General features: G+C 59.3%; 16 protein-coding genes, 2 tRNA genes and 1 riboswitch. Of the genes, 3 read left to right on the top strand and 15 right to left on the bottom strand.

The genetic code is table 11. The features are described 5' to 3' along the window. Window positions 1-7 precede the first annotated feature (7 nt). The 8 genes from FHX16_RS15675 to FHX16_RS15640 all read right to left on the bottom strand — a co-directional run bounded on the left by FHX16_RS15675 (window position 8) and on the right by FHX16_RS15640 (window position 4,794). Window positions 8-1,144 carry an NADH-quinone oxidoreductase subunit E gene (locus FHX16_RS15675; protein WP_183859203.1) on the bottom strand — a complete coding sequence of 379 codons (1,137 nt, stop codon included), beginning with the start codon at window positions 1,142-1,144 and terminating at the stop codon, window positions 8-10. 16 nt (window positions 1,145-1,160) lie between these two features. After that, complete coding sequence (locus FHX16_RS15670) at window positions 1,161-1,433, bottom strand: hypothetical protein (RefSeq protein ID WP_183859205.1); 273 nt, start codon at window positions 1,431-1,433, stop codon at window positions 1,161-1,163. Then, the gene (locus FHX16_RS15665; RefSeq protein WP_183859207.1) at window positions 1,433-2,623 is read right to left on the bottom strand and encodes an NADH-quinone oxidoreductase subunit D; all 1,191 of its coding nucleotides are present in this window, start codon (window positions 2,621-2,623) and stop codon (window positions 1,433-1,435) included. Before FHX16_RS15665 ends, FHX16_RS15670 begins: the two co-directional genes overlap by 1 nt. Window positions 2,624-2,696: 73 nt before the next feature. Beyond that, window positions 2,697-3,299, bottom strand: coding sequence for an NADH-quinone oxidoreductase subunit C (locus FHX16_RS15660; RefSeq protein WP_183859209.1), 603 nt, complete (start codon window positions 3,297-3,299; stop codon window positions 2,697-2,699). A 15-nt stretch (window positions 3,300-3,314) separates the two neighbouring features. After that, window positions 3,315-3,899 (bottom strand): NADH-quinone oxidoreductase subunit B family protein, encoded by a 585-nt coding sequence (locus FHX16_RS15655; RefSeq protein WP_016553608.1) that lies wholly within the window; start codon window positions 3,897-3,899, stop codon window positions 3,315-3,317. Beyond that, entirely contained in the window at window positions 3,890-4,255 is a 366-nt protein-coding gene (locus FHX16_RS15650; protein WP_016553607.1) for an NADH-quinone oxidoreductase subunit A, read from the bottom strand. Before FHX16_RS15650 ends, FHX16_RS15655 begins: the two co-directional genes overlap by 10 nt. 333 nt (window positions 4,256-4,588) lie before the next feature. Then, window positions 4,589-4,665: transfer RNA gene (locus tag FHX16_RS15645), tRNA-Asp, on the bottom strand. A 52-nt stretch (window positions 4,666-4,717) separates the two neighbouring features. Then, window positions 4,718-4,794, bottom strand: a tRNA-Asp gene (locus FHX16_RS15640). Window positions 4,795-5,140: 346 nt separating this feature from the next. On the opposite strand from FHX16_RS15640, the gene FHX16_RS15635 reads away from it, so the two are divergent. Next, window positions 5,141-5,746 carry a class I SAM-dependent methyltransferase gene (locus tag FHX16_RS15635; protein ID WP_183859211.1) on the top strand — a complete coding sequence of 202 codons (606 nt, stop codon included), beginning with the start codon at window positions 5,141-5,143 and terminating at the stop codon, window positions 5,744-5,746. Window positions 5,747-5,752: 6 nt separating this feature from the next. On the opposite strand, the gene FHX16_RS15630 is transcribed toward FHX16_RS15635, so the two are convergent. Further along, complete coding sequence (locus FHX16_RS15630; protein WP_183859213.1) at window positions 5,753-6,154, bottom strand: cupin domain-containing protein; 402 nt, start codon at window positions 6,152-6,154, stop codon at window positions 5,753-5,755. 202 nt (window positions 6,155-6,356) lie between these two features. Here FHX16_RS15630 and FHX16_RS15625 point away from each other — a divergent pair, with 202 nt between their 5' ends. After that, window positions 6,357-7,343, top strand: a complete 987-nt coding sequence (locus tag FHX16_RS15625; protein WP_183859215.1) for an aldo/keto reductase — start codon at window positions 6,357-6,359, stop codon at window positions 7,341-7,343. Window positions 7,344-7,411: 68 nt separating this feature from the next. Here FHX16_RS15625 and FHX16_RS15620 read toward each other — a convergent pair whose 3' ends face one another. The 6 genes from FHX16_RS15620 to clpP form a co-directional block, all read right to left on the bottom strand. Next, a complete protein-coding gene (locus FHX16_RS15620; RefSeq protein WP_246712539.1) occupies window positions 7,412-9,610 on the bottom strand; it encodes an esterase-like activity of phytase family protein in 2,199 nt (732 codons plus the stop codon). A gap of 69 nt (window positions 9,611-9,679) precedes the next feature. Then, window positions 9,680-10,594: a DMT family transporter gene (locus FHX16_RS15615; protein WP_183859218.1), complete on the bottom strand. Its 915-nt coding sequence runs from the start codon at window positions 10,592-10,594 to the stop codon at window positions 9,680-9,682. A gap of 82 nt (window positions 10,595-10,676) precedes the next feature. Beyond that, window positions 10,677-10,826: riboswitch (FMN riboswitch) on the bottom strand. Window positions 10,827-10,948: 122 nt separating this feature from the next. Continuing rightward, entirely contained in the window at window positions 10,949-11,224 is a 276-nt protein-coding gene (gene hupB / locus FHX16_RS15610; RefSeq protein WP_007531759.1) for a DNA-binding protein HupB, read from the bottom strand. A gap of 207 nt (window positions 11,225-11,431) precedes the next feature. After that, on the bottom strand, window positions 11,432-13,846 hold the full coding sequence (gene lon, locus FHX16_RS15605) for an endopeptidase La (protein ID WP_183756846.1): 2,415 nt from the start codon (window positions 13,844-13,846) through the stop codon (window positions 11,432-11,434). A 415-nt stretch (window positions 13,847-14,261) separates the two neighbouring features. Next, the gene (gene clpX / locus FHX16_RS15600; RefSeq protein ID WP_016553599.1) at window positions 14,262-15,539 is read right to left on the bottom strand and encodes an ATP-dependent Clp protease ATP-binding subunit ClpX; all 1,278 of its coding nucleotides are present in this window, start codon (window positions 15,537-15,539) and stop codon (window positions 14,262-14,264) included. Window positions 15,540-15,832: 293 nt separating this feature from the next. Further along, entirely contained in the window at window positions 15,833-16,462 is a 630-nt protein-coding gene (gene clpP / locus FHX16_RS15595) for an ATP-dependent Clp endopeptidase proteolytic subunit ClpP (protein ID WP_016553598.1), read from the bottom strand. Between the two features lie 422 nt (window positions 16,463-16,884). On the opposite strand from clpP, the gene FHX16_RS15590 reads away from it, so the two are divergent. Beyond that, a complete protein-coding gene (locus tag FHX16_RS15590) occupies window positions 16,885-18,090 on the top strand; it encodes a GGDEF domain-containing protein (RefSeq protein ID WP_259129406.1) in 1,206 nt (401 codons plus the stop codon). Window positions 18,091-18,097: the final 7 nt, after the last annotated feature.

Here is an 18,097-nt window from a genome sequence, read left to right as displayed (position 1 = left end):
TCACCTCTTACCGCGGCTTCTTACCGAAGACCTTGATATATTCCGCTTCGCCGCCCTTGGCGAGCGCCTTGGCCTGCTTGACCCAGTCGTCGCGCTCGATGCGGCCCTTGAAATTCAGGTAGCCGTCGACCCATTCGCGTTCAGCCTTTTTCCAACTCGCGACCTGCGCGAAGGTGAAAATGCCGATCTCATGCAGGGTAGCCTCGATCTTCGGGCCCACGCCGGAAATCATCTTCAGATCGTCTAGTGTCGCGGGCTTTTCGATGCCAGCCGGACGGTTCTTGTCGGTCAGGGACGGCTTGGCTGGCGCCGCAACCTGCGCGGCCGTGGCGGGTGCCGGCTGCTCTTCCGCAGCCTTTGCATTCTTCGCAGCCGCCTTCGGAGCCGTGACCGGGGTCTTCAGGGCGGCATTGGTCTCGGCGTCGGTGCTCTTCGCACGGGCTGCCTCAGATGGCGGAACCGGTGCCGCGTCGACCTTTGCCGTAACGGCTTCCTCGACGGCCTTCTTGGCCGAAACCTTCTTTGCCTTCGGCTCCTCGGTCAAAAGCGACGTCGGACCGCCTTCCGGCGATGAGAAGTGACGGTCGATCTGCGGACCGACCTTGATGCTTGCGCCGTTGCCAGCTTCAAACGTGTCGATGATTTCCTCGAGGCGTTCTGGCGTCAGATCCTCGTAGGTGTCCTTGCCAATCATCACCATCGGTGCGTTGACGCAGGCCCCAAGACATTCGACCTCTTCCCAGGAGAGCGTGCCATCGGCATTCCGCTCAAAGGGATGATGGTGGATCTTGCTCTTGCAGACCGCCATCAGGCTTTCCGAGCCGCGCAGCATGCAGGGCGTCGTGCCGCACACCTGGATGTGGGCGCGCGTGCCGACCGGGCCGAGCTGGAACTGCGTGTAGAAGGTCGCAACTTCGAGAACGCGGATGTAGGCCATATCGAGCATGTCAGCGACCTTTTCGATCGCGGCACGCGTGACCCAACCATCCTGCTCCTGCGCCCGCATCAACAGCGGAATAACCGCGGATTGCTGACGGCCTGCGGGATATTTCTGGATCGTCTTATCCGCCCAAGCTGCGTTCTCGTCATTGAAGGCGAACGCGGCTGGCTGGAATTGATCTTCGGCTAATCGACGAACGGACATTCTTCCTCACGCCTTGTCAGTTTATGGTCCCGCACTGCGATGCCGTCAGAGACTTCATCTCGCATGCGTAGGCCGACTGGTCTTTTTGCAAAAACACAACGAACTTGCCGCCGTTCGGAACGGCGGCCTTGATTTCATAGCCCTTGGACAAGAGCTCGCCCATAGAGGCCTTTGCCGCCGGCGGCTGCACCTCGCCCTGGCCCAACTTCGGACCCATTCCACCCACCTCCTGGGCAAAGGCTCCGGAGGCAGCAAAAAGAACGATCGCGACAAGCGGCAGCAGCTTCATCAGCGGTCCACCTCGCCGAACACGATGTCGAGCGAACCGAGCACGGCCGTCACGTCCGCAAGCATGTGGCCCTTGCAAAGGAAGTCCATTGCCTGCAGGTGAGCATAACCCGGTGCACGGATCTTGCAGCGGTACGGCTTGTTGCTGCCATCGGCGACGACGTAGACGCCGAACTCGCCCTTCGGCGCTTCGACGGCCGCGTACACTTCGCCGGCAGGGACGTGGTAGCCTTCGGTGTAAAGCTTGAAGTGGTGGATGAGCGCTTCCATCGAACGCTTCATCTCGCCGCGCTTCGGCGGAACGACCTTGCCGTCGATCGACGACACGGGGCCGGTCTTGGCGCTGCCCATGAGGCGCTCGACGCACTGCTTCATGATGCGAACCGACTGGCGCATCTCGATCATGCGGATCAGGTAACGGTCGTAGCAGTCGCCGTTCTTGCCGATCGGAATATCGAATTCCATATCGCTGTAGCATTCGTAAGGCTGCGAGCGACGCAGGTCCCAGGCTGCACCCGAGCCGCGAACCATGACGCCGGAGAAGCCCCACGACCAGGCATCCGCCAGCGACACCACGCCGATGTCGACGTTACGCTGCTTGAAGATACGGTTGTCCGTCAGCAGGCCTTCGATATCGTCGAGGATTTTCAGGAACGGGTCGCACCACTTGCCGATATCCTCGACCAACTCCGGCGGGATGTCCTGATGGACACCACCTGGACGGAAATAAGCCGAGTGCATACGGGCGCCGCAGGCGCGCTCATAAAACACCATCAGCTTTTCGCGCTCTTCGAAACCCCAGACCGGCGGCGTCATCGCGCCGACGTCCATGGCCTGCGTCGTCACGTTCATGATGTGCGACAAGATTCGGCCAATTTCCGAGTACAGAACTCGAATCAGCTGACCGCGAATTGGAATTTCGAGCTTCAGCATCTTTTCGACGGCGAGCGCGAAAGCGTGTTCCTGATTCATCGGCGCGACGTAGTCGAGACGATCGAAATAAGGAACGGCCTGAAGGTAGGTCTTCGTCTCGATCAGTTTCTCGGTGCCGCGATGCAGCAGTCCGATATGCGGGTCGACGCGCTCGATGATTTCGCCATCGAGCTCGAGCACGAGACGCAGAACACCGTGCGCGGAAGGATGTTCCGGTCCGAAGTTGATCGTAAAGTTGCGAACGTTATGTTCAGTCATAGCGACGCGCTCCGCGCTGGCAATTGGCATGAGACGGCGAGCAGAGAGGCTTCAAGAAATCCGAGCCTCATCTTCACTTCGCCGCCTTCTCGTCTCCCGGCAGCACGTATTCGGTGCCTTCCCAGGGAGACATGAAGTCGAAATTGCGGAATTCCTGCTTCAGTTCGACGGGCTCGTAAACGACGCGCTTGGCAGCATCGTCGTAACGCACCTCGACGTAACCGGTCGTCGGGAAGTCCTTGCGCAAGGGGTGACCTTCGAAGCCGTAATCAGTGAGAAGACGACGCAGGTCGGCATGGCCCGAGAATGGAATGCCGTACATGTCCCAAGCTTCGCGCTCGAACCACTCGGCGCCCTTGTAGACTGATGTAGCCGATGGAACCGACTCACCATCGGCGACGGCAACCTTCACGCGGATGCGCAGGTTCTGCTTCGGCGACAGGAGGTGATAGACGACATCGAAACGCTTTTCGCGCTGTGGCCAGTCGACGCCGCAGATATCGATCATGCTGATAAAGCCGCAACGCGCGTCGTCACGCAGGAACGTCAGCAGCGCCAGAATCGTTTCCGGCGTAGCGGTTGCGTTCAGCTCGTCGTAGCTGATGGATGCATCAAGAAAGAGATCGCCACGCATCTCACGAAGATACGAGGACAGTTCGCTCAAGGCTTCACTCATGACAGTCCTCCGCCCTTAGCGCTCGATCGTTCCGGTTCGACGGATCTTCTTCTGCAGAAGCAGCACCCCGTAGAGCAGCGCTTCTGCCGTGGGGGGACAGCCCGGCACGTAGATATCGACAGGAACGACACGGTCGCAACCACGAACGACCGAATAGGAATAGTGATAGTAACCGCCGCCGTTGGCGCAGGATCCCATGGAGATCACGTAGCGCGGCTCAGGCATCTGGTCATAGACCTTACGCAGCGCGGGCGCCATCTTGTTGGTCAGCGTACCGGCAACGATCATGACGTCGGACTGGCGCGGCGAGGCGCGCGGAGCAACACCGAAGCGCTCCATGTCGTAACGCGGACCGGAGACCTGCATCAGGCCTTCAACGGCGCAGCAGGCGAGACCGAACTGCATCCACATCAGCGAGCCGGTACGGGCCCAGGTGATCAGGTCGCGGGTCGAGGTAACAAGAAAGCCCTTGTCGGCCAACTCATCGTTAATTTCGCCGAAGAACGCACTGTCGCTGCCGATCGGCTTGCCCGTTGCCGGGTCGATGACGCCTTTCGGATGCGGCGCCACGAGCGCCTTGTCGGTTGGGGCTACTCCCATTCCAGGGCTCCCTTTTTCCATTCATAAATAAAGCCGATGGTCAGCACGCCAAGGAAGACCATCATGGACCAGAAGCCGAACCAACCGATCGCACCGAAGGACACTGCCCACGGGAAGAGGAAGGCGACTTCAAGGTCGAAGATGATGAAGAGGATCGACACGAGGTAGAAGCGGATATCGAACTTCATACGAGCGTCGTCGAATGCGTTGAAGCCGCATTCGAAGGCCGAGAGCTTTTCCGAATCGGGCGCCTTGAAAGCAACAGCAAACGGCGCAATCAACAGCGCCAGGCCGATGACAAGGGCGATACCAATGAAAATAGCGATCGGAATGTAGGAACTGAGCAGTCCAGTCATCAGGTTCTTCCCTGCTTGCGGGCTGCGCCGGGAGGCGCTAGTGGGCAATTGCCCGGCAAGCGAACGTGCGTTGCAACAGAGCCGTGGTTAGCGCAGGCAGCGCCACGGCGCAAGACTTTTAGAGTAGCAAATTCGACTGTCGAGGCGCGACATTATCAAGCAGATGCAATGATGTCGCGACAAATCCACACAAGTTGATTCAGGCTGCATGCCAGCCCACCGGATATTGCATGGCTCACGGCAAAAGATAAAGCCAAAGCTAAGCGACGACAACGAAACGGCAATCGTTCATGACTGCGAATAGAGAGGGCAGATACCCAGCTTGGGAAGGAATGGCGCGAGTGACGGGGCTCGAACCCGCGACCTCCGGCGTGACAGGCCGGCACTCTAACCGACTGAGCTACACCCGCGCATGATGGACAGAAGGACCGGACCAAGCGCCAACTGGCGCGTACCTTGAAATGGCGCGAGTGACGGGGCTCGAACCCGCGACCTCCGGCGTGACAGGCCGGCACTCTAACCGACTGAGCTACACCCGCATTCATTTCAAGCGATCCGGAAGCTTTCGCATCCGTGTCAAAGCAGCCTCGCCGCTTCGATGAGCGGCTAACTAAGGGGTTCGCATTTGAGTGTCAAGCAGCTTTGGAGACAAAACGATGACACTCCGCGAATTGTTTTTGGAGAACGAAAATCCGCGGGCAGATTCAGTGCATTATTAACAGAGTGACATTCGGTCTGCGCGCTAACGATCAGTTTCCCCAGCTCCTCGCCCTCCCCGCTTGCAGCTTGCAGGCTCGATCGAGGGTAGCCAATCGCCCGAGAGGCCCGCTATATGGAGGACCGCGGCTCGGTCCCGGGCATTCTACAAGCAGCAGAGACATCATCATGAAAACACGCGAGGAACGGCAAGCACAAAGAGCGAGCATGCCGCGCACACAGTTGAGCGCACACCATTTGGAGAATGCGCGGTTGCTGCCGGATCGCGGCGAGCTCCTCTATCGCATTCCCAATGGTGGCATCGGCCTAGAGATCGGGGCGGCGTTCGGAGAATATACCGCTGAGATACTGGAGAAGAATCGGCCTTCGCAGCTTTATCTGATCGACCCCTGGAGCATGGACCGCTACAGCTCGGGTCTGGATCAGATCCAGACGCAGTTCAGAAGCGAGATCGAACGTGGACAACTGCACTTGATGCAGGGCACCTCTCTCGAAAAGCTCGCCGAGTTCGACGACGACTTTCTCGACTGGGTCTATATCGACACCGATCATTCCTTCGAGCTTACTTGGCAGGAACTCCTGCTCTGCGAGCGGAAGGTCAAGCGGACCGGAAGAATCGCCGGGCACGATTTCTGCACTGGAAACACCGTCAAGCCGATCGTCTATGGCGTCGTCGAAGCGGTCACCAAGTTCTGCAAGGATTATGGCTGGCAATTCGAGTTCCTGACGGTCGAATCGCACGCGCACTTTTCCTATTGCCTGAAGCGCCTCTGATCCGCGTCACGCCTTTCCAGCGTACTCCTCGTCGCTGACCTGTTCCATCCAGTCGGCGGCGCTGCCGTCCAGCGCTTCGTGGATCGCGATGTGGGTCATTGCGGTATCGGGTGCTGCGCCGTGCCAGTGCTTTTCACCCGGGGCAAACCAGACCGTGTCGCCCGCGCGGATCTCGCGAAGCGGGCCGCCTTCGGTTTGCGCCAGACCCTTTCCGGCGGTGACGATAAGCGTCTGACCGAGCGGATGTGTGTGCCAGGCGGTTCGGGCACCAGGCTCGAAGGTAACGCTGACCGCCCTCACCCGTGCCGGGCTCGGCGCCTCCATCAAGGGATCCTGACGGACCGAACCGGTGAAATATTCTGCGGGCGCCTTCATCGAGGGCCGTGATCCGCAGGGTTTGATCTCCATCTGATTTTCCCTTCCATCCCTAACTTTGCGTTTCCGCCGACCGCCCGCCAGTCACCAAGCGGTGACCGATAGATGTGTGGCAAGGCCGCTGTTCGAAGAAATGCCGACGCTTGCGGCTCGTCGCCCTATCTCCGCTTCAGGCGCTTGCTAGTGGTCGGGGTGACTGCTAGTGCCGGGGCATTTCATCACGCGGAGAGTTTCCATGAAACAGCATTCTTTCGGCCACCTGCCCCATACCGTCACAAATATCGGCTTCGGCGCATGGCAGATCGGCGGCGCCTGGGGCGACGTCAGCGAGGCCGACGGCCGCGATGCGCTGAACGCGGCGCTCGATGCCGGCATGACCTTCATCGATACCGCCGATGTCTACGGAGACGGCCGGTCGGAAAAGATCATTGCGGACGTTCTCGATGGCCGCGGCGGTGAGCGGGCGATGGTCGCCACCAAGGCGGGTCGCCGGCTCAACCCGCATGTCGCCGAGGGCTATACCAAGGCCAACCTCGAGGGCTTCATCGATCGAAGCCTGAAAAACCTGCGTGTTGAAAGCCTCGACCTTGTGCAACTGCATTGCCCTCCGACCGAAGTTCTCTATCGTCAGGAGGTCTTCGAGGGCCTGAACGAGCTGCAGAAAGCCGGCAAAATCATGGGCTACGGCGTCAGCGTCGAAAAGGTCGAGGAAGCGCTGAAGGCGATCGAGTATCCTGGGGTCGTCAGCATCCAGATCATCTACAACATTTTCCGCCAGCGGCCCGATCACCTGTTTTTCCAAGAGGCTCGGCGGAAGAACATCGCCGTTATCGCACGCGTGCCGCTCGCAAGCGGGCTACTGTCCGGGAAGATCAGCCGCGAGACGAAATTTGCGAGCGATGACCACCGCAATTTCAATCGCCATGGCGAGGCCTTCGATGTCGGCGAGACGTTCGCGGGGGTCCCCTTCGAGGTCGGCCTGCAGGCTGTAGAGGAAGTGCGTAAGCTCGTTCCTGCCGGTGCGACAATGGCGGCCTTCGCATTGCGCTGGATCCTGATGAGCGATGCCGTCACTGTCGTTATTCCCGGCGCACGCAACGCCGAACAAGCACGCGCAAATGCCGCGGCGGCGAGCCTCGCCCCCCTCTCTCACGAAGTGATGGACGCCACACGCGAGATCTACGAGCGGCTGGTCGCTCCCCATGTCCACCAGCGCTGGTAAGGCAAACGAGCACAAGAAAAATGGCCGGGCATAGACCCGGCCATTTTTGTTTCATAGCTCAACCAATCTCAGTTCGTGCCGACGAGGTCGACTTGGAAGAACAGCGTTTCACCCGAGGAGTCGTCGACGCCATCATTGTCCGTGGCGGCATAGGCCTTGCCGGAAGCGTCAAAGGTAAAGCCTTCCAGCTTGTCGAGGACATAGCCATTGGTGGCGGTCTTCAGTTCCGGAAGGAAGTCATGGGCTTCCGTCTTCTTGACGAGCGGCAGCTCGCCGCCGAGCTTGGCGGGCTTCAGATCCGATACCGCGACCTTGTAGAGCTTCTTCAGTTTGGCTGCGTCACCGACAAGGTTGTCACGCTCGATGATGTAGACGCTGTCGCCCTGCGCGGAAATTTCGGAGAGGCCGACCCAGCCTGCGTCCGATTTGTCGAGCGGATAGCGAACGGCGCCCCACCCCTTGCTCTTCGGGTTGTAAGAGACGAGCTTTACGAAACCCTTCGCATCATCCTTCCACTCGCGCTGAACAGCCATCCACAATGTCGCGTCGTCACCGGAACCGACGATCGCCACGCCTTCGAACCCGTAGCGGATTTCGTTGGCGGTCAATTCGCTCGGCAGAGCGATCTCTTCCTTGATCTCGCCCTTCGGGTTTACGTGATACAGTGCGTGCGGCACGAGCTTCTCGCTGTTGCCTTCGGAGCCCAGCCAGAACCAGCCCTTATCGTCCACGGCAATACCTTCAATATCGAGCTTCTGCGCGGGCTGGCCATCGCGCTTGACGGTCAGCGTTTCGGTGATGACGGCCGGCTTCTTGGTTGCGTCAATGGTGTAGATCGTCGGCTGCATGCCGAGAACGCTGTCGCTGACTGCAAACAGCTGGCCCGGGTTTTCCGGAACGGCAGCAAGACCGGAGAGTGCCGCAAAGCCGACGGGATTACCATCCTTCTCGGCCGCAACGATCTGCGGATAGGCCATTTCGCCTTCGCCGAGCTCATAGATCATGACGTGGGACCGCGGGCCGCCATCCTTGCCGAGATCGACTTCGTTGGCGGTGGCGAGGAGATTGCGGGACGGCACGGCTACGCCTCCCTCGGGCGACACACCCGACGGAAGAATCTGGACGAGTTGTGGTTCGGCGCCGGTATCCTTGAAGACGCCGACGACCGAGGCGCGTTCCGAAAGCAGGAAGATATACTTCTGGCCGCCGAAGGTCGCGACCTCCAGACCTTCCGGCTCGACACCCTTGGCGGACGAGCGCTTGTCCGGATAGTGCCCGATATTGGCGACCGCGCGCTCGAACGAAGCGCCGGATTCGTAGAGGACCCTGCCTGTCTTGTCGAAGATCGTGAAGCCGCGCGAACCGCCTTGGTAGTCGCCTTCGTTCGCGACGACCAGACGGTCGTTGTCCAACCACTTCACGGCGTCGGGTTCACGCAGGACACCCTTGAGTTCGCTGGTGAACTTCAGCGCGCCGTCGCGCTTCGTATCGATGCCGGTCAGATCGACGCTGCCGGCAGAGAAGTGTGCCTTCACCGCCGCGGTCGCCGCATCGATGATGACGATCTCGTTGTTTTCCTGAAGGGTCAGGGCGATCTCGTTCTGATCGTTGAAGGAGACGAATTCTGGTTCCGGATCCTCCGGCGCAATCCCGGCAAGGCCGGTCAGTGTCACGTGCTTGATCGAACCGCAATCGACGGCGCCGTTCTTGACCTGGAACACGACAAGGTCGCCTGCCGGCATCTGCGGTATCTTGCCATCGTTGACGTCTTCGTCGCGTTCGTTTTCGATCGCAATCGTGCCAAGCGTCTTGTCCTTGTTGAGCGCGATCGAATCCGGCTGTCCTCCGAGGTCGCAGGTGTTTTCGATCTTCTTGGTGGCAACGTCGACGATCGCGAGGCGGCCCGATGGCTTTGCCTTGCTCTCCGACGTGTTGACGGCAACCAGCGCCTTGCCGGCCGCGGAGGTCACCGATGTCGGCTCACCGTCCATCATCAGCGCCCCACCGGCCTTCGGCGCCTTGGCGTTGGAAATGTCGACGAATCCGATCGCACCGAGCGGGCTGTCGCTGTAGATCAGCGTCATGCCGTTGTCGGTGGCCGTGATGATTTCAGCCGACGTGATCGAAAGCTTATCCTTTCCCTCGGGCAGGTTGGATGCCACCGGAAAGGTTGCGATGCGGTTGAAAACGGGCTCTGCGGCGGCCGGAAACGCGGCCGTCGCAAGAAGCGCCGCAACGAGCACTGTCTTGCGCGATAAAGTTGTCATGAAATCCCCCATGAATTCAAACAGAGCGGTTTTGCGGGATTGGCATGACACCGGAATGACACGGCTGTCTTATTCTGACGGTGCCAGGGGGGTCCCCTGCTCCTTCTTCATTTCGTTCCGCATGATGAAGAGCGATGCCCCAAGGATGAGGAATGCGCCCACCCAGAGATAGCCGCTTGGCGCGTAGCCGAAGACCAACCACCCGGCGAGAACGTTCAGCGGGAGCTTGAGATCGTCGAAAGGCTGGACGTAAGCGGCATCGGCGGTGGAATAGGCGAGCGTCAGGAAATATTGCGCCAGTACGGTCAGCAGACCCGCCGCGGCAAAAAGCAGCAGTGTGGTACCGGTCGGGACACTGAAGCCCGCGGCCATCGCCAGTCCACCATTGATCGGCGTCAGAAGAGCCAATAGCCAGACCGTTATGGTTTCCGGCCGCTCGACACCCGTCAGGCTCTTGGTGATAAGTGACGACGCACCCCAGAGAAGTGCCGAAACGATCGGCAGGACCGCCGCCCAACTGAAACTGTCTGACCAAGGTTGAAGAATAATCATCGCTCCGACGAAACCGGTGGCTGTCGCCGCCCATCGCGCGGAACCAATGTATTCCCCAAGGAAGATCCGTGCGCCGACGATGATGAAAAATGGTGAGGTCATCACCAGCGCGATTGCCTGCCAGATTGGTACCGACGCGAGCCCCGCGACCCAAGTGGTCACACCAAAGGCCGCCAAGGAGACGCGTACGATGTGTCGCCAGGGATAACGCGTCCTCATTGCCCGGAGACCGACGCGCCGGAGAAAGGGCAGCGAAAAGACCAGCGCAAAGGCATACTGCCAAAAGGCAGCCGAGGCGGCGGGGAAAGCGAGCTTCATTGTCAGCCATTGCGTGACGACATTGAGGATCGAGAAGGCGATGCCCGCGGCAACCATCCAAGCAGCGCCGGCCATTGCTCGCGAAGCGGAAAACGTAGGGGAAGTCTGATTCATGTTTTTCTTTCCGAAACCAACACAAATCAGGACGCATGAGCGCAATACTGCAGCCAGGACGGATTCCGCCCTCGCCCGTTCCGCTCATTCTCTTTCATCCGGACTGTAACCGTCGGCTCCGGAATTGCACCGGATCTGCTGACCCTTTCGACATTTTCGACGAGAGGCGCTCGCGGGCTCGAGCAAAGCTCTTACCGCCGGTGGGGACTTTCACCCCGCCCTGAGAACGAGCATTTCGTAAGGCATCCCCAGCGTGCCGACAAGGGCACCAAATGCAAAAAGGGTCCGGCCATGGCCGAACCCTCCGAAACTTGTGCCGCCGGTCTCGTTGCCCGGCCGCCAAGCAAATTCACATCAGCCGTTGACGGCGTCCTTCAGGCCCTTGCCGGGCGTGAACTTCGGCACGTTGCGAGCCGGAATATCGACTTCTGCGCCCGTGGACGGGTTGCGGCCCTTCGTGGCAGCGCGATGGGAAACGGTGAAGCTACCGAAACCAGCGAGGCGAACGTCGCCCTTGCCCTTCAGTTCAGCCTGGACAACTTCGAAAACAGCGTCAACTGCGGAAGCAGCGTCAGTCTTCGAGAGTCCTGCCTTTTCAGCAACTGCGGACACGAGTTCATTCTTGTTCATGTTTCCACCCCTTTCTAAATGGTTCGAAACGACTCAAATCTATAAGCTAGGCGCAGAATAGAGTTCATCAGGCCCGCCGCACCCCAAAGACCCTGCAAATCAAGGAAATGCAAGAGTCCGCCGGTCAATTTCACAAAAAAAGGCTGGCGAAAACGCCAGCCTTTTCAGGGTTTTTAAGCAATTAGGCGCGAATGTGGCAAACATGGCTCAGTGAGCTATGGTTGCGCCTGTTTCATCGAGCCCTTCGACCGTCGCGATGACAGGCGTCTCCACCGTGCCATCCCACTCGATCGCCTCCGGTCTGCGGACCAGAGCATGCTTGATCACCTCGCCCATGCGGGACACGGGGATGATCTCCATGTTGTTCTTCACGTTGTCCGGGATCTCCGCCAAATCCTTGGCGTTCTCTTCCGGGATCAGCACCTTCTTGATGCCGCCGCGAAGCGCTGCCAGCAGCTTTTCCTTCAGACCGCCAATCGGCAGAACACGGCCGCGCAGGGTGATTTCACCCGTCATCGCCACGTTCTTGTCGACCGGAATACCGGTCATGATCGAGACGATCGCGGTTGCCATGGCAACGCCGGCCGACGGACCATCCTTCGGTGTCGCACCTTCCGGCACGTGCACGTGGATGTCGCTCTTATCGAAGCGCGGCGGCTCGATGCCGAAATCGACAGCGCGCGAGCGGACATAGGATGCCGCCGCCGAGATCGATTCCTTCATGACTTCCTTCAGGTTGCCGGTCACGGTCATACGACCCTTGCCCGGCATCATGACGCCTTCGATCGTCAGCAGTTCGCCACCGACTTCCGTCCAGGCCAGCCCGGTAACGACACCGACCTGATCCTCGCGTTCGGCTTCGCCGTGGCGGAAGCGCGGAACGCCCAGGTAGTCGTCGATGTTTTCGGCCGTCACATGAACGGACTTCGTCTTGCCCTTGATGATCTCGGTGACCGCCTTGCGGGCGAGCTTCATCAATTCGCGCTCGAAGTTACGAACACCGGCTTCGCGGGTGTACTGCTGGCTGATCGCCATCAGGGCGTCGTCGCTGACCGAGAACTCGTTCGGCTGCAGTGCATGTTCCTTGATGGCCTTCGGCAGCAGGTGCCGCTTGGCGATTTCGCGCTTTTCGTCCTCGGTGTAGCCGGCGATACGGATGACTTCCATGCGGTCCATCAAAGGTGCCGGAATGTTCAGCGTGTTCGCCGTCGTGATGAACATCACGTCCGACAGATCGTATTCGACTTCCAGGTAGTGATCCATGAAGGTCGAGTTCTGAGCCGGATCCAGCACTTCGAGCAGAGCCGACGACGGATCGCCACGGAAGTCCTGGCCCATCTTGTCGATTTCGTCGAGCAGGAAGAGCGGGTTGGACTTCTTCGCCTTCTTCATCGACTGGATGACCTTGCCGGGCATCGAGCCGATATAGGTGCGGCGGTGACCGCGGATTTCAGCTTCGTCACGAACGCCGCCGAGAGCCATGCGGACATACTCACGGCCGGTCGCCTTGGCGATCGACTGGGCGAGCGAGGTCTTGCCGACGCCCGGAGGGCCGACGAGGCACAGGATCGGGCCCTTGATCTTGGTCGCACGGGCCTGGACAGCCAGGTACTCGACGATACGTTCCTTGACCTTGTCAAGACCGAAGTGATCGGCTTCGAGGATCTTCTCGGCGTTGTTGAGATCCGACTTGATCTTCGACTTCTTGCCCCACGGAATGCCGAGCAGCCAATCGAGATAGTTACGGACAACAGTCGCCTCAGCCGACATCGGGCTCATCTGCCGTAGCTTCTTCAGCTCGGCATCGGCCTTTTCGCGGGCTTCCTTCGACAGCTTGGTCTTGGAGATGCGCTCTTCCAGTTCGGCCATCTCGTCGCGACCTTCCTCGCCGTCGCCGAGTTCCTTCTGGATCGCCTTCATCTGTTCGTTCAGGTAGTACTCGCGCTGGGTCTTCTCCATCTGGCGCTTGACGCGCGAGCGGATACGCTTCTCGACCTGAAGGACCGAGATCTCACCTTCCATGAAACCGAGCGCCTTTTCGAGGCGTGCCTTGACGCTGGTGGTTTCCAGCATCTCCTGCTTTTCGGTGATCTTGATCGACAGGTGCGAGGCAACCGTATCGGCCAGCTTCGAGTAATCGTCGATCTGGCTGGCGGCGCCAACGACCTCTGGCGAGATCTTCTTGTTGAGCTTCACGTAGCTCTCGAACTCGGAGACCACCGAGCGGCTCAGCGCCTCCAGTTCGACCGGATCGTCATGCGGCTCTTCGAGAACATGCCCCAGAGCTTCGTAAAAATCCTCGCGATCGGTGTAGGCGTCGATCTCGGCGCGCGCGCGACCCTCGACCAGAACCTTGACGGTGCCGTCAGGCAACTTCAGCAGTTGCAGCACGTTGGCGACGGTGCCGACATTGTGGATGGCGGACGGTTCAGGATCGTCATCGCTCGCGTTGATCTGTGTGACGAGCATGATCTGCTTGTCCGACCCCATGACTTCTTCGAGCGCACGGATCGACTTCTCGCGGCCAACGAACAGCGGCACGATCATATGCGGGAAGACGACGATGTCGCGCAGGGGCAATACCGGATATGCGATGCTCGCAACTGACGTTTTCTTCGTCATTTTATTTCCTTTCCATCGTCCCGTTTCCGGGCTCTTCTGGCGCGGCCACTAGAACCGGGCCGCACTCCACTTGAGACAACAAGTGGAGGTTCTGACTATGCTTTTCAAGCTGCGCCATGGCCGGCGTCCCCCTGGACATGACAGCTATGCGACAACGGAACACCTTCACTCTGGAGCACCAGCCTGGACCGGCGCTTGCCACTTCCGCGCCGGCTAACACACAAGGCCGAAACACACCAACGGAATCATTCCATAATTGCCACGGACGTTAGAAACCGCAACGGCAGCAGAGGTGCTTTCAGACCTCTTTAGCAAGATTTATCAGGGTCGTGCACTGGTTTTGAAATAGAAAGGGGCCTGCCGACGGCAAGCCCCTCAAATTCACGGTTCGTATCGTAAAGATATCTCTAACGGCTTACGCCGAAGCGTTGGCCTTCTCGTCCTGACGGTCCGCGTAGATGTAGAGCGGACGTGCAGAACCGCGAGCCACCTCTTCCGAAATGACGACTTCGCGCACGCCTTCCAGCGCCGGCAGTTCGAACATCGTGTCGAGCAGGATCTTTTCCATGATCGAGCGAAGGCCGCGAGCACCGGTCTTGCGCACGATCGCCTTGCGGGCGATCTCGCGAAGTGCGTCCTCGTGGAAGGTCAGTTCCACATCTTCCATCTCGAACAGGCGCTGGTACTGCTTGATCAGCGCGTTCTTCGGCTCGGAGAGAATCTGGATCAGTGCATCCTCGTCGAGGTCCTCGAGCGTCGCCAAGACCGGCAGACGGCCGATGAATTCCGGGATGAGACCGAACTTGACCAGGTCTTCCGGCTCGAGCTCCCGCAGCACTTCGCCAACGCGGCGGTCGTCCGGGGCCTTAACCGTCGCACCGAAACCGATCGAGGTCTTCTCGCCGCGGGCGGAGATGATCTTGTCGAGACCGGCGAACGCGCCGCCGCAGATGAACAGGATGTTCGTCGTGTCGACCTGCAGGAACTCCTGCTGCGGATGCTTGCGGCCACCCTGCGGGGGAACCGAGGCAACCGTGCCTTCCATGATCTTCAGAAGCGCCTGCTGGACACCCTCGCCCGACACGTCGCGGGTAATCGACGGGTTGTCGGACTTGCGCGAGATCTTGTCGACTTCGTCGATGTAGACGATGCCGCGCTGGGCGCGCTCGACATTGTAGTCGGCAGCCTGCAGCAGCTTCAGGATGATGTTTTCGACGTCTTCACCGACATAGCCGGCTTCCGTCAGCGTCGTCGCGTCGGCCATCGTGAACGGAACATCGATGATGCGGGCGAGCGTCTGGGCAAGATAGGTCTTACCGCAGCCGGTCGGGCCGACGAGCATGATGTTCGACTTCGCCAACTCGACTTCGCCGTTCTTGGAGGCGTGCGCGAGGCGCTTGTAATGGTTGTGAACGGCAACGGACAGGATCTTCTTCGCCTGGCGCTGGCCGATGACATACTCATCGAGGACCTTGATGATGTCCTGCGGCGTGGGAACGCCGTCACGAGACTTGACCATCGAGGATTTGTTTTCCTCGCGGATGATGTCCATGCACAATTCGACGCATTCATCGCAGATGAAAACGGTCGGTCCGGCAATAAGCTTCCGGACTTCGTGCTGGCTCTTTCCGCAGAAGGAGCAGTACAGGGTGTTTTTAGAGTCGCCGCCGTTGCTGCCGCTGACTTTGCTCATATCACTTTCCTTCCAGCACGCCGTATTTCAAGGTGAAATAACGGTCTACTCATTGGCCTGCTCCAACTTTGGAGCCCCAGCCGGCCAAGGCCGTTAAGGGGTACGAACCGGTCCAAACTAAGCTGTCCTGGCTCCGGCGGCAACGAATTCCCCTTCCACTGCCGATGCTATGTCATAAAAATTCAACATAGCATTAATACTTGAGATCGCTGCACCCGCCACCGGGTTTCTTCTCTTGTTCGATCACAAATGAGATAGAACTGTGGCGGATACAACACCATCCCTACTTCTCACTAGGCCGCATCGCCTTCCATCTCGATGCGAGATGTCAGGACCTTGTCGATAACACCCCAGGCCTGAGCCTCGTCCGCATCCATGAAGTGGTCGCGGTCAAGGGTCTTCTCGACTTCCTCGTAGGTGCGGCCGGTGTGCTTGACATAGACCTCGTTCAGACGACGCTTCATCTTCAGAATGTCGCGGGCGTGACGCTCGATGTCCGATGCCTGGCCCTGGAAACCGCCCGAGGGCTGGTGAACCATGATGCGGGAGTTCGGGGTGGCGAAGCGCATGTCCTTGTGCCCGGCAGCCAAGAGCAGCGATCCCATGGAGGCGGCCTGGCCAATGCAGAGCGTCGAAACGGCCGGCTTGATGAACTGCATCGTGTCGTAGATCGCCATGCCGGCGGTAACGACACCGCCCGGCGAGTTAATGTAGAGCGCGATTTCCTTCTTCGGGTTTTCCGCCTCGAGGAAGAGCAGCTGGGCGCAAACGAGCGTCGCCATGTGATCCTCGACCGGGCCCGTGAGGAAGATGATCCGTTCCTTCAGCAGGCGGGAATAGATGTCGTAGGAGCGTTCACCGCGATTGGTCTGTTCCACAACCATCGGCACGAGGGCCATAGCGGTATCGACTGGGTTTCTCATGTGCGTCCTTTGTCAACGTCTGCCGGCTGTGGCCGGGAATCAAAGAAATTGCCTTGTCCCTACATAGAACTTCCCTGCCCTCCTCTTCAAGACGCGCTGACGGATAACGTCAAGAGGGCTAATGCAGAGCGAATGCTTTTCGCCCGATATAGGTTCATTCATGCAAGCGATGGTGAAGAGCGAGCTGCAATCCTAGTGCCACACAGCTTTTGTCGGCGTCAGGATAAACGAATTCTGAATCTGCTTGCGGCTGCGCTGCGTTTACAGACCAGAAAGCCTAACACCAACTCAACGCAAAAATGCGCCAAGGGAGAAGCGCAATTAATGAAGTTGCCAGCTTCTTCCGAAACAATACGCGCAATGCAAGGGGTGTTGCCGTGTTCAATGTTACGACTGGATTAGCCATTTGGTGTTCGGAAGCCATGACGCTCGCGTTGGTGGCGTTCATGGCCTGGCGCCATAACGTCCGAAACAAGACCTATTTCTATTGGGGAATGGGTTTTCTTCTTAGTGGCGTTGGTTTCGCAATGGTGGCGTTGCGGGGGCAGATACCCGCTATTCTCTCGATCGAGATCGGCAACACGATTGCGCTATGCGGACAAAGTGCATGGGTTGCCGGGTATCTGGCTCTTGACCATCGCAAGCTCGAATGGTGGGCATTCCTGCCGCCGCTTGTTTGGCTGGGCGGCGTCTTCCTGCCGTGGGTCAACGACGACTACACCAATCGCGTCATTCTCTACAACTTGGCCTCAGCCACCGGCGCAACCGCGCTTGCAATGGCAGTCCGCGCGACAGGCCAACCCAACGAAGGCTCCAGGCGAACACTCGGCGTTATCTTCGTGCTCCAGAGTTTCCTATGCTTCGGTATGGCAATGGCAATGGCAATCATCGGCCCAACCGACGCGGAAGCCGCCAATTTCGCCGGCGGCGCTGCCATGGCAACGGGCTTCATGCTGACCTTTGCATGCGCCCATACCTGCCTTCTCATCATGGAGCGCTCGGAGAAGCATCTTCGTATGCTCAGCCTCACCGATTCCCTCACCGGTGTGTTGAACCGACGTGGCCTTTTCGGACGGTTCGATGCCATTCAGGAGAGCGCATTCCACAATAACCGCCTGGTCGCCGTACTGCTCTTCGACCTCGACCATTTCAAACGCGTCAACGATCGGTTCGGGCATCAGGCCGGTGACATCGTACTGACGGTCTTTGCTCGCATGGCCCGCCAATTCGTTCCTGCCGGCGTCTTCGGCCGCATGGGCGGGGAAGAGTTCGCCGCCTTCACGACGGTGGCCGACCAAACTGAAGCGGAAGCACTGGCGGAATCGATCCGTGCCGAGTTCTGCCGTGTTCCCGTCAGTACCGGCGATGCGATCATTCCGGTCACGGTCAGTATCGGCGTCGCCATGGCCTCTTCCATCGAGGCAAATAGAGACAAGCTGGTTTCGGCGGCGGATCGCGCGCTTTACGCCGCCAAGGCAGCCGGCCGCAACTGCACCATCATCTTCGGTGAGGCTGAAGCTGCTGCGCCGCCGCCGGTCGAGCCCGATCATACCGGCGGTGAGCTCGTCCCCACGCTCGACAATCAGATCCACGCGCTTCGCCGCGTCGGATCCCTGTCGAGAGGTTGAGCATCTT

It is taken from the genome of Rhizobium sp. BK661, from assembly GCF_024808825.1.
Lineage (GTDB): Bacteria > Pseudomonadota > Alphaproteobacteria > Rhizobiales > Rhizobiaceae > Rhizobium.
This window is presented reverse-complemented; position numbering and strand designations above follow the sequence as displayed.